This window comes from Pseudomonas sp. MF6776 (genome assembly GCF_016613125.1).
Classification (GTDB): domain Bacteria; phylum Pseudomonadota; class Gammaproteobacteria; order Pseudomonadales; family Pseudomonadaceae; genus Aquipseudomonas; species Aquipseudomonas iridis.
In genome coordinates, this window is sequence record NZ_JAENSQ010000001.1 from 139,877 (window position 1) to 154,811 (window position 14,935).

A 14,935-nucleotide genomic window follows, 5' to 3' on the forward strand; every position below is an offset into this window, starting at 1 on the left:
CTCGTCACACAAAAAAACCGGCGTTGATCGCCGGTTTTTTTTCGGCCGTGAAAAATCGGGTAAGCTGCGCGCCTTTCTCTAAGTGCACCGTGAGGCTTTCAACGTGTTCGTCAAAGCGCTTCGTGTCGGCCTCGGCCAACTGGTTATTTTCGTCGACTTCATCACCCGTCCGGGCAAGAAACAGCGCCCTGCCGCTGCTCAGGCGCAGGTCGATGCGGCTGCCAAAGACCTGACCCTGTACCAATTCCACGCCTGCCCGTTCTGTGTAAAAACCCGTCGCACCCTGCGTCGTTTGAACGTGCCGGTGGCGTTGAAGGATGCGAAGAACAACGAGCAGGATCGCCAGACGCTGCTGGAACAGGGCGGCCGGATCAAAGTGCCGTGCCTGCGCATTGAAGAGAATGGGCAGACGACCTGGATGTATGAGTCCAAGGTGATTATTGATTATCTGGATAAGCGGTTTGCAGCGGTCTGATGGATTTTGGTGTCGCTGATGGCCTCATCGCTGGCAAGCCAGCTCCCACAGGTTCTGTGAACGCCACGTATCACTGTGGGAGCTGGCTTGCCAGCGATGGGGCAAGTTAAGACACCGCAAACTTCAGACAAAAATAAACCGGCCCTCGAGCCGGTTTATTTGTTTTTCAGGCCGCTTTTTCTATCTGCGCCTGGCGCACCACCGCCGCCAATCGCTTCAGCCCTTCATCCAGTCGTGCCGGATCGATGTGACTGAAATTCAAACGCAAATGCCCATGATGGTTGTCCGGCTCCGGGAAGAACGGCTCGCCCGGCATAAACGCCACGTCATTGGCTAACGCTTGGTTGAGCAACGTGCGCGTGTCCAGCGGTTGTTTCAACGTCAGCCAGAAAAACAGCCCACCCTGGGGCACATCCCAGTCGGCCAGATCGGCAAAGTGCATTTGCAGCGCCGCTTGAAAGCCATCGCGACGCTCACGGTAGAAGCCGCGCAACTCACTTAAATGCTGCTGATATTTCTCGCTGCCGATCCACTGCAACGCCTGCCACTGGCCGATGCGATTGGTGTGCAGGTCCGCTGATTGCTTGAGCTTGAGCAGATGCGGGAACAGGTCGGGGCTGGCGATCAGGTAGCCCACGCGTAAACCCGGCAGGAGCGTTTTCGACACGGTGCCGGTGTAGATCCAGCTGGAGGTCTTCAGGCGTGCGGCGATCGGCTTGGCGCTGCCGCCGTCGAACGTCAGTTCGCGGTAAGGCTCGTCTTCGATCAGGGTCACGCCGAATTCGTCGAGCAAAGCGGCGACCGCTGCGCGTTTGGCTTCGCTGTAGCGCACGGCAGACGGGTTCTGGAACGTCGGGATCAGGTAGATGAACGCCGGACGATGCTGTTCCAGGCGAGTGCGCAGTTGCGCAAGGTTCGGACCGTCGGCCTCCTGCTGCACAGTCAGGCAATCAGCGCCGAACAGCTGGAAGATCTGCAATGCCGCCAGGTAAGTCGGCGCCTCCAGCAGAATCTCGGTGCCTTTGTCGATGTACAGCTTTGCCGCCAGATCCAGCGTTTGCTGAGAGCCGCTGACCACCAGCACCTGACTTGCGTCGCAAGCCAATCCCAACGCCCTCGCCTCTGCCGCCAAGGCTTCACGCAATGCTGGCTCGCCCTCGCTCATACCGTACTGACCGAGCGACAGGGGCATGTCGGCCCATTCGACTTTCGGCAACATCGCTTCTGCCGGCAGGCCGCCGGCGAACGACATCACTTCCGGGCGCTGGGCTGCGGCGAGGATTTCACGGATCAGAGAACTTTTAAGGCGCGAGACACGTTCGGAAAAAGCCATGGAGGTCACCGGTAGCAAGGCGTGTGAAAAATGAGTCAAACTTGTTGACTGAAACTACGACAGCTTGAGCGAGTACGTCAACATGCTTGACCTTAAAAACCCCAGCAGTCAGCAGCAGGCCATGGAAGCGTTTTTCTTCGGTTATCAGGCGTTCACCGCCAAGGCTGACGAAATGCTCGAGCGCCGAGGCTTGTCACGGGTGCATCAGCGCATTGTGTTTTTCATCGCCCGCTACCCGAATCTGAGCGTCAAGGAACTGCTGGCCTTGCTGGGCGTGAGCAAGCAGGCGCTGAACATGCCGTTGCGCCAGTTGCAGGAAATGCATCTGGTGGACAGCGTCGCGTCAGAGACGGATAAGCGTAAGCGCCTGCTGGCGTTGACCGCCGAAGGCGCGAAGTTTGAACAGGCGTTACGGCGTGAGCAGGTGAAGTTGCTGGAGCGGGTGTTTGCCGAGGCTGGGGAGGCTGCGGTGAATGGCTGGTTGGCGGTGAATCTGGCGTTGGGGGACAGTCGGGCGGCTTTTGATTGACTGTCCTGGCCTCATCGCTGGCAAGCCAGCTCCCACAGGGTTATGAGCTGACCACAAAAATCAGATCCACAAATAAACACTGAGAGAGCTGACTTGCCTGCGATGAGGTCGAAAAAGTCGATATATCCCTATCGACGGACTTCTCGTAAACAAAATCAAAAACAATATTTGCTTTATTTGTACACAAAAGCATAATCCACAGCGTGCGAGTTCCTGACCGCATGGTCAACAAATTCGCGTATGCCTCAAAGGGCCGCTGCCACCCCTCATGGGTCCGGCCCTGGAAATAACAATAAAACTCTTGAGGAGTACTCGCTGTGGAAAGCCGCAAATCCGAAGCATCGACGCTGGATCTCTCGCCGCCGTTACGCAATGGCTTGCTTGAGCGCCTGTTTAAACTCAGCTTGCATGGCACCACGGTGAAGACCGAGCTGATTGCCGGTCTGACAACCTTCATCACCATGGCTTACATCATCTTCGTCAACCCCAACATCATGGCCGATGCCGGGATTGACCACGGTGCAGCCTTCGTCGCCACCTGTATCGCCGCTGCACTGGGCTGCCTGCTGATGGGCCTGTATGCCAACTGGCCAGTGGGCCTGGCACCGGGCATGGGCCTCAACGCGTTTTTCACTTACACCGTGGTCGGCACCATGGGCTACAACTGGGAAACCGCCCTCGGTGCGGTGTTTGTCTCGGGTGTGTTGTTCATGATTCTGACCTTCTCGCGGATTCGCGAATGGCTGCTCAACAGCATTCCGGTCAGCCTGCGCCACGCGATGGGCGCCGGTGTCGGTTTGTTTCTCGGGCTGATCGGTTTAAAAACCGCTGGCATCGTTGTCGATAGCCCGGCGACTCTGCTCAAACTGGGCTCCCTGCATGAAGCTGGCCCACTGCTCGCCGCGGTCTGCTTCCTGATGATCGCAATTCTCAGCTACCACCGCGTATTTGGCGCGATCCTCATCAGCATCATCACCGTCACCTTGGCCGGCTGGGGTCTGGGCCTTGTGCACTATCAAGGCATCATGTCCGCCCCGCCAAGCCTGGCACCGACCTGGATGGCGATGAATGTGGCCGGTGTATTCAACGTCAGTATGATCAGCGTGGTCCTCGCTTTCCTCTTCGTGCACATGTTTGACACCGCCGGCACCCTGATGGGTGTTGCCCAGCGTGCCAATCTGGTGAACGCTGACGGCCGCATCGAAAACCTCTCCCGTGCCATGAAAGCCGACAGTGCTTCCAGTGTATTCGGCGCAGTGGTGGGTGTTCCGCCCGTCACCAGTTATGTGGAAAGTGCCGCTGGCGTGGCCGCTGGTGGTCGGACTGGTCTTACCGCCGTCACCGTAGGTGTGCTATTTATAGCGGCGATGTTTTTTGCACCGCTGGCCGGCATGATTCCCGCCTACGCCACCGCTGGTGCACTGATCTACGTTGCAATGCTGATGATGGGCAGCATGGCCCACATCGAGTGGGACGAAGCCACCGATGCCATTCCGGCCATCGTCACCGCGATCATGATGCCGCTGACGTTTTCGGTCGCCGACGGTATCGCGCTGGGCTTCATCACCTATGTGGCGCTGAAGGCCGGCACCGGCAAGTTCAAGGAAATCTCCGTCAGCCTGTGGGTGCTCTGCGCGATCTTCTTCGCCAAGTTCATCTTCCTGTAAGCGGCACGCGGTTCAGGCTTCAAAACGGCCTCACCCTCGCGGGTGGGGCTTTTGCACATTCGTGAATACAACAAAAAGGAGCAAATGATGAGTCTGGAAACCTGGCTGCTGTTCAGCGGCGCGGCGCTGGTGGTGATCCTTATTCCGGGGCCACTGTCGTTGCTGATGATCAGCAACAGCCTGAATTACGGTTTGCGTCGTTCCTACCCGGCGTTTCTCGGCGGCGTGTTTGCCTCGATCTGTTTGCTCAGTGCTTCTGCGCTGGGTCTGGGCGCCCTGCTGCTGGCATCGGAAAAACTTTTCAGCGCGCTGAAAATCGTCGGCGCGATCTATCTGTTCTACCTCGCCTGGCAGAGCTGGCAGCAATCGCGTCAGCCCTCGGTGGCCACCGAAGTGCCGCAAGCCGCGCCGGTTCCCAGATTCCGCGCCTTGTTCGGTCGCGCCTTCGTACTGGGCGCCAGCAACCCGAAAGACATTCTGTTCTTTGCCGCCTTCCTCCCGCAGTTCCTCAGCGCCGAGCAAGCGTTTCTCCCGCAACTGCTGGTCATGATCGCGACCTGGACGGTGCTGGATCTGCTGTGCAAATTGGCCTACGGATTGAGTGCCCACGGTGCAGCTCGATACCTGCGCAGCGGCAAGGGACAGAGCTGGTTCAACCGGATCAGCGCAGGATTGTTTGGCGGAGCGGGCGCGGCGTCCCTGCTTGGCAGCCATTCCTGAGAACGGCAATCGGGTGACGGGTTTGGCACTGCTGTTGATCCGTGTGCACGGATTGCAGCAGTGACAACCGTGAATGAATCAAACTAAATCAGTTTAAAAAGTTACATCATTTCATCCCGCGCAATTCGCAACACCAGGCAACAACACTTCGATATACACCCATCAAACTCCCTCTCTAATATAGCCGCGCAACTGACCATCAACGCCAGAACAAGGAAGTTCTATATGGCCCAGCGTCTACACATCCGCACGATTAAAACCGACTCCGAAATCCCGGCAACCAACGCTTGTTTGGCCGCCGACATTTGCTCGCCCCTATTCCTCTGTCCCTAGCGCTCTCGGCCGGCCTGTATTCCAGCGCAGCCCGACCGATCGCCGCTACCAAACCGCATAGCGCCCGACGCACGCCCGTTGCGATGTGTCGTGGTCGCCCTGCGCGCCAAACACTACAAACCTGTTTATCAACCAACATTAATTATTAAACCCGAAGTGTATAAATGTTAAAGCCTACGAAAAAAATCAATACCTCAAACATCGACAATACTTCCAGCGCAAGTAAAGCGGCGAACAGTTCAAACGCCGCTACCCGCGCTCACAATCAGGTTGCGGACTTATCTATCAATACTCCCGATGCTGATGCTGCCCGACGCGCCAGCCCTGACACTCTGATTGAAACACCACACTCTTCAGCGGTCATCATCACGGACATTCCGGGATCGCCTGCGCGAGCTGCGACCCTCACCGTCGAATCGGCGATCAACATGATCACCTGGCCGAAAGAGCGCCTCGACGAACTGGTTCCATTCAGAGGCAATTCAGGGTTGTTCACCAGCAACGACGGCACCCTGTTTGCCGACTTGAAAGGCCTGGGCAAGACAATGGTCGAGCGCAACAGCCAAGGCGAATATCAGGTGCCCTTCCCCTTCGTGCCCGGCGTGCCAGGGCCGATTCTGGCCAGGATCGACGGTGAACCGTATTGGCGCATCGAGCGTCCTGGCTGGGTAAGAAAAGCCGCGCAGACACCGCCTCGCGAAATTGCGCCAGCGTTCGAATTTCTATCCCCCGAACTGGCGAAACTGCTGGAGCCCGCACGGCCGCAGGATGGCCTTCGTTACGACAAAACCGGCAGGACCTACGCAGATATTGCGGACGAAGGTACGGTGCTGATCCGCAAGAACAGCGACGGTGAATATCAGGCCAGCGACTTCAACGAGCGGTTAGCCTCGGGCCCGTCGGTGGAGCGCATCCCCGGCACGGATCTTTGGCGGCGAATCCCCGAACGGCAATCGTCCCCGCAGAGCCCGCGACTGTATATCCACGAGTCGCCCGACACCGATACAGACACCGGCACCCGCCCGGCCAAACGTCCCCGGCTGGAGGAGAGTGCCGAGCCATCCGGACCGGCTGAAGGCTTGGACACCGCACCGCGAGTGTCCCGAGAGACCGTTGAAAGTCCTTATTACTGGATGCAGTGGGGACATTACGACGGCCCGCCTCCAGGCCCGTCCACAAAGCTGGGCGGATTTGACTACGCGATCGTGCCACCAGGCTCGGCTGCCGATCGCTTGCCCCGAATGATTTTTTTGCAAAACCCCGAATCTCCAATCAGCCGATTCGACGAATTCGAACGCGTGATGCGAGAGACGCCGGCCCTCCAGCCGGCAGCCATCTACCGCTACAGCAACGACCCGCTGGAAGTGCGACCGGCGCAGAAGCTTTTCCACAAACCCTTGTCGCAATCAGTCGCCGAGCGCTTCACAGATTTTTCCGAGGGGACGGCACAGACGGTCGCCAAAACTCTGTTCGAACGCGCTGACAATTCCGCGCAAATCACTTCCACCGGCCTGCACCATATTTATCAGGTACTGACGCAGTGGAACTGGCGAGCTACCTCCGGCGTGCCGCCACTCGGCGATCCCATGCTCATGTTGCGAGAGGCCCCGCGTGTCGAACATAACGGGCGAACCTTGCTACCGCTGACCGCCGCGCCGGACGCGCCACTGCATAGCCTGACCTTTGATCCGCAGCGTTTTCCCGAAGACTGGAGTTACTACCTCAGGACCCTTTCCAACCAGGCCTTGAAGCAGTTGACCGGTGGCCTGCTGGTGCGCGCCGGTTATGACGTCTTCCCGCTGACGCCTCACCATCAACGGCCCACGCTGGTGTTTCGCGGTCCAGCCAGCGATGACGTGTTCATCTTGAAACTGGGGGTGGTCGAGGGGAATGCCATTGCCCTTCATACCCAGGCCGGCACCGAACTGCTGGACCCGGCCCTGCCCGCCAGCATTGGCCAGCCAGCGTATGCCGCAGTACAGGCGGCCCACGCGAAGAATCAGCTGATCTGGCTGCTGGGCGGCGTGCTCAACGTCAGGTCGAAGCCTGAGTCCGTGTTCATTATCCGAGAGCGCTGAAATCCGTAAGCGACGCCAGCCTGGCAGCGTGCCCCTGCGCTGCAAGGCTGCGCGCCCGCTCTGCCGCTTTTTTACCGACCGATCAACAGCCAGCAAAAATGAACAAGGATGCTCAAATTGCCTAGCACTCAGTCTTCCACGAATATCCATCTGGATGACGCCGTCGTCGTCACCGACATTGGCCTGCGCGCCAATCAGAAAACGCCGTCGACACTCGACATCAGCGCCACCGAGAGCACGCCTGCGCACGTCAGGCGCAACAGCAAAGCCTCGCAGTTGCGCATCGTCGACGAGCTCTTCGGCCCGCTACAAATCGGCCCTTATTCCGTCACCCGGACATCCCTCGACGCTCTGGGCGCCACCTTGCTCGGAGAACAGCTGAACGGAAAAAACACTTTTTTCCGAGAGCCGAAGCAATCCTTCTTGAACCAGCTGCAGTTAGACCCGATAGCCATCGAAGCGCAGATGAAATTGACCACAGGCGCAGACGATTATTTGCTGCCCTCGCTGCTGTTCGAACTGGCGAGCATGCGCCCCCTGACTGCCCCGGCGATGCTCAGGGAAACCGATCCGTCACTCGCCGATCCGCGCAAATACCGCCATGCGCTAGGCAAGCTGTTGAACGCTGCGCAACGGCTCGATATCGGCGACACACAACTGGCCGGACAAGCGCCCGGACGCCTGTCCGGCTGGGTCAATCACGCGAAGAGTGCGGGCATGGCCAGCATGGGCATGGGGCTGCAGTCATTTGGCGTCTACAGCGGTCTGCGTGGCTTGCATGACGCCATCCGCAACAAGAATGAATACGAGACGATATTCAACGGTGCCAGCGTCGCCGGTGAGCTGGCTTCAATGGTGGTTGAAGTGTCCGTGGCCAAAAAAGCAACGCTGATGATTCAGGCCAGTCGTAGCGCCTGCAAAGGCTTCGCCCACACGCGGATCGGCGTACGGCTCGGACGCTCGGCCGGATTGCTCGCCAGCGTCCTGACCCTGCCCTTCGACATCATCGCCGCCGTCGACGCTTTTGATGCAGCGTCCAAGGCCACCGGCAAGCAAGCGGTTGACCACTACGTCGAGGCCGGCCTGAGCGTCACCAGCGCCGCCATGACCGTGCTGCTGGGCTTCGCGGCGTTGGCAGGTTTCTCCGCGGCAGGCCCGGTGGGTCTCCTGGCCGGGCTGTTTCTGGTGGCCGGTGCCCGCGTGTGGGCCGGAGTGCGCGCCGTGGATGACATTGATGACTACATCGAACTGACCACCCATGAGCGACTGCGCACCGGCTGGTTTGCCTTCTGGGGCGTCGACCCCGACACCGCAGTGCAGAATCGTTATGACCTGGCCAAGGCAACGGCTGAGCACGCGAGGTTGCTGCAAACCACCGCGCGACGACTGCTCGACGGAACGCTCAAAGAGCAGATTGAAGCCGTGGTCGATGGCGGCTTTGTCGCGGAATCAAACCCGGTGCAAATCCGCTTCTACAACTGGTCGCGGGAAACCATGGAAGACGCCACGGTCAGCCGTGTGCAAATTCAGGACACCGATGACACGCTGGACGCCCGTGGCGGGGTGAATGAGCAAACCCCGGGGGCGTCACTCGGCACTGCCGGCGAGCACAAGGGCGTGTTGTGGTTTATCGGGGGCGGTGACGACGACATCCGCGGCGTCGAACACAAACCCAACGTGTTTCATTACAGGAGCGGCACCAAGAAGCTGACCGGGGGCAACAGCGGCGATCAGTTCGTGTTCAAAGACGCGGCCAATCAACTCAAGAACGCCTCGGCGCAGGGTCGGCTATCGGCACTCGACGGTGGTGAGGGCAACGACACATTGTCATTGGCCGATGCCATTGCCGAACCAGGCGCAGGCAGGCTGGGCTACCACGTAGACCTCAAGGCAGGGCTGATGTCGGTGATCAGCCTCGACGATTCCACCCATCAGCGAAAACTCGAGCCGCACACGTCCCTGACCAGCATCGAGAATGTGACAACCCTTGCCGGCGCCAGCAATGAAGTCATCGCCACGCAAGCAGCCAACATTATCCAGGCGTGGGGAGACGACGATATCCACGCCGCCGAGGGCGATGACCGCATCGATGTGTTCGGCGCTCATGCCACAGTGCACGGAGGAGCCGGCAGCGATACCTACAGCATTGCTCACGTGGCCGGTCATGTGTCGATCATCGAGGATGGCGCGCAAGACAGCATCATCGGTCTGGACTGGCGCAAGGAACTGATTGTCAGCTGGACGCTGGAAGGCGCACACCTGGTCATCACCTCGCGGTTTGATCTGGATGACGACCTTAGTCGAATCGTCAGGATCAAGGATGTCTACCAACAGCGCGGCGAGCAACGCGTGCTGCAAAATGCGAAATTGCTGTTCATCACCCGCGATGGTTTCCACCTGGTACCGGACCTGCCCGCCACGCTCGACACCCCAGGGCCGATCACTCTGCAGGTGACGATCATCCGACCGGGCAGCGCAGCCGGCCCGGTGATTGTCTACGAAGATGAACAGACGGATCCGCGGAAAAAGCTTGAGCGTTACTACATTCCCCGAGGCGAACGCCTCACCACGCTGCGCATTACCGAGCACTCACCGAAAGCCCTGAGCATGGTCTACCTGGATTACGCCAGCCAGGAAATCTCCAGCATCGAGGCGTACTACAACGCCACGATCAAACGCGAGCTGGCGTTCGACCGCATCATGTATACCGAATGCGGCCTGTCCCTGCGCTTCGGCCAACATGAATTGCTCATCAAGAACCTCGCCAGTTCTCACAGTGTCGGCACTATCGCCATCGGGGAGCGCTTGACTCGACCGGCCCTGGCGGTGAATCAGCCGATCATTCTGGTCATGAACGACGGCGTGTCATGGCGGCTCGAACAACCGCCCATGGCCGACGATTTTTTCGCCAACGAAACGTTTCGCAACAGCACCTCCAACGCCTGGAAAACCAGCGTCGCGCTTCCCCTCAAGCCATGCGCCGGCACCTACCCTTTTTATCGGCCTGCAGACAATCCCGGGCATCAGCTGCGCGCCAGCAACGTCTGCATCGGGTTGAAAAGCCTGCCGCGGCAACGCGCAATCGAGCACCTGGTCGGCGAGGGATCCACCTACCTCGTGCACCTGACGCGCAATATAACGTTGCGTATCTCGACCCCCGGCGCACTGGCCGACGCCCCGGCGCAGTTGCCTTATTCATCGGTATGGGAGCTCGACGCGACGCAACTGGGCGCAGTCGAGATCAGCCTCGCCGATCATCTGCTGCGCATCGGCGACGTCATTGTTCATCTGCCGCAATACAGCCAGCCAGACGACCTGATTGACCAGGTGCACGTCATCACCCGCGGGGGGATCGTGCACAGCGTCTACATCGAGTTCGAAACGATCTCCGTCAAGCACATTGATGCGCGCTACTTCGATCCCGAATTCGACTACGCCAACGCGTTAGCGGCGACCCCTGCGCGAGCGCGACACCTGGCGGTACAAAATGCCGTGGTCCGGGAAAACGCTCTGGCCCAGCCGATTTTTGATCCGCGCGACCGCAGTTGGGCAACGTCAGACGAGCCGCTGCACAAGCTCGCGTTCCCCCAGATGCAGGTCTTGAACCGTTGCGACCACCAGCTTGAGGTTTGCCAGGATTTACTGCAGTTCGCCCTTCAGGCCGACCCGCCGGTGACCGCCGAGCAACTGATGGCGCTGAAGCAACATTGCCTGGCGCTGCTCTGACCTTCAGGCAGTGCGTTGAAAACCGGTGCCCGGCGCGCGGTTTGTCCAGCGGCGCGCATGACACCGTAAAACCGACCGCCTCGCCATCTGATGGCTCCCCCCTTTATTCAGGAAGATACCTATGGCCAAGCCGCCCAGGAAAACCAGCGTAACCACGACACCGCCCACATCTCCAGCCTCAAGGCCGGTTGCGGGTGCGGAAGTAATCCCCGCTCCGATCACAATCTCTCACGTCGTGGGCGCCGCTCATGCCCACAGTTCGACATCCTCCGCACCGCCGACTTCTACCTCTTCTGGCGGAGCGAACGTGCAATCGGCCGTCGTCGTTACGGCCATTGCGGACCCGTCGCGCGCCCGAACGCTGGGCGCCATCAGCGCCACTAACTGGCCGAAGGACAAAATCCATGAGCTGCGACCCGTGTCGAGCGACAGTGGCCTGTTCGAAGGTTTCGACGGGCAGATTTACGCGTTCGTCGGCGACCGCGATTACATGTGGGTCGAGCGCCGCGCAAATGGCGAATATCGAAGTCCTTTGGTGACGCGGCCGGGCGCAGAATTGAGTTTCAGAAAACTCGAAGGTGAAGCCCGCTGGCATGCCGATTGGCTGCCTTCGCAGCCGGTACCCGACCCAGATGTGGCGCGCAACGACGCCCGGCCCAAGCCTCTCGGGTTCATACCGCCATTTCTGGCGGCCACCCTGACCTCCCGCGAACACTCGGCGCAGGGCTTGCGTTACGACGCTGCCAACCGGCCCTATGTCGATACACTCGAAGGCACCATCATGATTCATCGTCATCCGGATGGAAGCTATCAACAGAAATCCGCTGACCGCTTCATCCCGACGGGCCCGATGGTGGAGCAAATGGCGGGGCAGAAAATCTGGCGGTTCGTTCTGAGCGCTGAAGAGGGTCAGGCATCGAATCAACATTCGGCCAGTACTGATGGCGCCAGCGTTGACGCCATTGCTCAACCGGGCATGCGCCCCCACGGATCAGAACAGCCACAGCCGCTGGCGAATGAACAATGGATAAACTGGGGCAAGGAAAACAAGCCGGAAACCGGTGAATCCATTGCCATCAACGGCCGCCACTACCCTATCGTGCCGGTAGGCAACCAGACGAACGACGCCACACGCGTGTACTTTCTCAGCCATCCTGATTTTTCGCCGAGCCATTTCGAGACGTTCGAGCGCATGCTGCGCGAGGCGCCGGCCCTTCAACCCGTGCCGATCTGGCGTAGCACCGATACGCCATTGAAGGTACGCGTCGGCGAGACATCGTTCACCCAGCCCCTGACGCAATCGGTCAGGGACATGTTCAGCGAGTTTTCCGATATCACTGCCCGAGCCGTCGCCAGAATGTTGTTCGAGCGTGCCGACAACTCGCGCACGATCACCTCCGCCGGTCTGTTGAAGCTGCAGTGGATAACCGATCAATGGCGGCGCAAGCCACTGGGTGCGGCTTCGTCGTTCGCTGATCCGGTGGACATGCTGCCAGTGGCGCCACGGGCGCAAATTGGTGGCCGAACCACCGTCCTGCTGCCGCCCGAGGTGGACGGCCCGCTGCAACGCCTGACATTCGACCCGCTGCGTTTCCACGAGGAGTGGACCAAATACCGCAGCAATTCGACGTTTGCCGGCCTCAGGTTGCTGGTCAGCGGGGTGCTCAGACGCTGCGGCTACGAAGTGGCGCCCTTCACCCGCTTTCAGGATTGGTCGTCGCTGGTTTTCCAGGGCAGCAACCGGGACAAGGTCTATTTCATGAAGGTGGGACAAGTCACCGGCAACGCTTTTGCGCTGGGCCATTCCCCGGAAGCGGAATTCGCTGACCCGCATCTGCGGGCAAGGATTGGCGACCCCGCCTATACCGCCCTTATGCAAGCCAGGACGGAGGACAGAATCGTCTGGTTGCAGGGCGGTGTCCTCAGTGACGGACTGGGCCGCTACTGTGTGTTCATCATCAGAGAGGCGTGACGTCAGCCCTGACACGGGGAGGCGCAGACGTGACGATTTTTGAGGACGATATATAGATACCGCCAGTGAAAAAACCGCTTCGAAGATGATGGGATTTCAATCATCAGCGGTACATAACCATGGCCAAACCTCCACGCAAAATCCCCTCTTCTTCGACCTCCCCGGACGGCTCCACGTTGCCCACCCGCTCGACTGCCGCGCAAGGCCCCGATGCCATTGCAGCCGTGAGCGGGCCGGGATCAAGCAGGCAAACCCGCGCACCCGGCACCGATGAGCACGCGGTCGAAGCCACCGCCAGTGAAACCCCTCGGGAAAGCGCCGTTGTCGTCAATCCGCTCCCTGGGGCAACGCCCGAGCGAGTGGCGGCAGCCATGGCCATGATTACGCTGCGCCCGGAGCAGGTGGCAACGTTGCGCACCATTGACAACGAACCGGGGCTGTTCACGAGCGAGGACGCAAGAACGTATGCCCACCTTGGCGAAGGCACCTACTTTCTGGCAGAACGCAACGCGGCCGGCGAGTACCAGGTGCCTTTACTCGCCACCCCGCATTTGCCCGGCCCGACGCTCAGAAGAATCGACGGGCAGGCGCTGTGGCGCATTGAGGCTCCAGACTGGATGCGCGCCCCACCCTCTGACTCATCGCCCTCGGCTGGCGCGCCTGCCAGGCCTGCCACGCCGCTGTTCCTTTCGCGGCAAATGGCTGAGACGTTGACCCACCCGGACGACTCGAATCTGGGACTTCGCTTTGACCGAAAAAAACGTACGTACGTCGACATGCAAGACCCGCAACCGGCAGATTCAAACCTGAGCAACACGGTGCAGGTGCGCAGAAATTCCGATGGAATCTATCAACAATGCCATGCGGGAGAGCGCACGCCCTCGGGGCCGCTGGTCGAACAGATTCCAGGCACCCGACTCTGGCGAGAAATTCCCCGGGCGACGACAGCCGAACAGGCGCACTCGCGGCCAGACGTCGATCAGCGCGCTGTCAGGCCTGACTCGCCGGAACCGGGCCCGAGCAAGCGTCCCCGGCTGGAGGCTGAAGAGCGACTCACCCCGGATACGGACCTGTTCGCTGACCGTCTGTTGCTCGATGCCAGCGGCGCATTGAACCTGTCCACCGGCTACTGGCGCAACTGGGGCAAACCGCAAAAACCGGCGGATGCCTCAATAGAAATAGCCGGGCTTCATTATCCGATCGTGCCGCAGCCGCTGCAGGCCAATCCACGTCTGGTCTATCTGCAAAACCCACGATTTGCGCCAAGTCGTTTTGACGCATTTGAGCGAATGCTGGTGGAAGAACCTGCGCTACAACCGATATGGGCCGTCAAGCGCGAGAGTGGCTGGGCCGTGATGGAAAATCGCATGCCGTTCGCGACACCGCTGACGCAGCAAGTCGCCAACTCGTTCAATTACATGGCGCCCGACTCGGCGAGCGCCATTGCCAGGGAAGTATTTGGCCGGGCAGCCTATCAAAGGGCAATTGACGGCAACGGACTGGCGCGACTCAATCAGACTTTCCGGCATTGGAGCGACAGGGCCAAAACCTTTTCACCCCGTCGCGATCTGAGCGATCCACTGATGATGCTGCCAACGCTGCCCACCACATTTGGCGCAACCGCACCTCACTGGAGGATCCAACTCCCGACCCGCACTGCCGACGAGTTCCAGCGCCTGAACTTTGACCCCTCGCGCCTGCCTGAGTGGAGCGCCTATCTGGCGGCCCCTGACAGCGCCAGCTTGCAGACCCTGTTCAAAACCGTCCTGCAGCACAATGGCTACAGCTTGTATGCCAGCAGTCGGGCACTCAACGAGAACGCCGTGGTGTTTCACCGTGAAGGACTCGATGCCGTGTTTGTGCTGAAAATTCCGGATGATCCGCACAACCTGTTGCACCGTGCCACGCTGCCGGGGTTCGAGATTGCCAACCCGCAATTTCGCGCCGTAGTGGGCGAGACGGCGTACCTGAGGCTGCTTACGCTAGTCAGCGAGATGAAAATCATCTACCTGGTGGGTGGCATTGAACTGACGGGTATGTCGCCCGCGCTCTATATCGTGCGTGAAAGTTGACTCCCTCACTTAAACAAGCTTGGTAAACAC

The 14,935-nt window shown here is 59.7% G+C and carries 9 protein-coding genes; 8 read left to right on the forward strand and 1 reads right to left on the reverse strand.

Going from position 1 to position 14,935, the window contains the following annotated elements; genetic code table 11:
• Window positions 1-103 precede the first annotated feature (103 nt).
• Window positions 104-475, forward strand: a complete 372-nt coding sequence (locus tag JJD74_RS00620) for a glutathione S-transferase N-terminal domain-containing protein (RefSeq protein ID WP_115148227.1) — start codon at window positions 104-106, stop codon at window positions 473-475.
• A gap of 166 nt (window positions 476-641) precedes the next feature.
• Here the strand turns inward: JJD74_RS00620 and JJD74_RS00625 are convergent, their stop codons facing one another.
• A complete protein-coding gene (locus tag JJD74_RS00625; protein ID WP_200610639.1) occupies window positions 642-1,808 on the reverse strand; it encodes an aminotransferase-like domain-containing protein in 1,167 nt (388 codons plus the stop codon).
• Window positions 1,809-1,890: 82 nt separating this feature from the next.
• On the opposite strand from JJD74_RS00625, the gene JJD74_RS00630 reads away from it, so the two are divergent.
• The 7 genes from JJD74_RS00630 to JJD74_RS00660 all read left to right on the forward strand — a co-directional run bounded on the left by JJD74_RS00630 (window position 1,891) and on the right by JJD74_RS00660 (window position 14,905).
• A complete protein-coding gene (locus JJD74_RS00630) occupies window positions 1,891-2,337 on the forward strand; it encodes a MarR family winged helix-turn-helix transcriptional regulator (protein ID WP_042558437.1) in 447 nt (148 codons plus the stop codon).
• Between the two features lie 317 nt (window positions 2,338-2,654).
• Window positions 2,655-4,004 carry an NCS2 family permease gene (locus tag JJD74_RS00635; protein WP_042558436.1) on the forward strand — a complete coding sequence of 450 codons (1,350 nt, stop codon included), beginning with the start codon at window positions 2,655-2,657 and terminating at the stop codon, window positions 4,002-4,004.
• An 87-nt stretch (window positions 4,005-4,091) separates the two neighbouring features.
• A complete protein-coding gene (locus JJD74_RS00640; protein ID WP_042558435.1) occupies window positions 4,092-4,724 on the forward strand; it encodes a LysE family translocator in 633 nt (210 codons plus the stop codon).
• 761 nt (window positions 4,725-5,485) lie between these two features.
• A complete protein-coding gene (locus tag JJD74_RS00645; protein ID WP_200610642.1) occupies window positions 5,486-7,135 on the forward strand; it encodes a hypothetical protein in 1,650 nt (549 codons plus the stop codon).
• Between the two features lie 117 nt (window positions 7,136-7,252).
• Complete coding sequence (locus JJD74_RS00650; RefSeq protein ID WP_234451605.1) at window positions 7,253-10,861, forward strand: calcium-binding protein; 3,609 nt, start codon at window positions 7,253-7,255, stop codon at window positions 10,859-10,861.
• 307 nt (window positions 10,862-11,168) lie between these two features.
• Complete coding sequence (locus tag JJD74_RS00655) at window positions 11,169-12,833, forward strand: hypothetical protein (protein ID WP_200610647.1); 1,665 nt, start codon at window positions 11,169-11,171, stop codon at window positions 12,831-12,833.
• A 119-nt stretch (window positions 12,834-12,952) separates the two neighbouring features.
• Window positions 12,953-14,905: a hypothetical protein gene (locus JJD74_RS00660; protein WP_200610650.1), complete on the forward strand. Its 1,953-nt coding sequence runs from the start codon at window positions 12,953-12,955 to the stop codon at window positions 14,903-14,905.
• Window positions 14,906-14,935 lie beyond the last annotated feature (30 nt).

Excerpts from the sequence above, each read along its gene's own strand:
- JJD74_RS00645 (WP_200610642.1), top strand. The coding sequence starts at position 5,486 with ATGATCACCTGGCCGAAAGAGCGCCTCGACGAACTGGTTCCATTCAGA.
- JJD74_RS00625 (WP_200610639.1), bottom strand. The coding sequence starts at position 1,808 with ATGGCTTTTTCCGAACGTGTCTCGCGCCTTAAAAGTTCTCTGATCCGT.
- JJD74_RS00640 (WP_042558435.1), top strand. The coding sequence starts at position 4,092 with ATGAGTCTGGAAACCTGGCTGCTGTTCAGCGGCGCGGCGCTGGTGGTG.
- JJD74_RS00630 (WP_042558437.1), top strand. The coding sequence starts at position 1,891 with ATGCTTGACCTTAAAAACCCCAGCAGTCAGCAGCAGGCCATGGAAGCG.
- JJD74_RS00660 (WP_200610650.1), top strand. The coding sequence starts at position 12,953 with ATGGCCAAACCTCCACGCAAAATCCCCTCTTCTTCGACCTCCCCGGAC.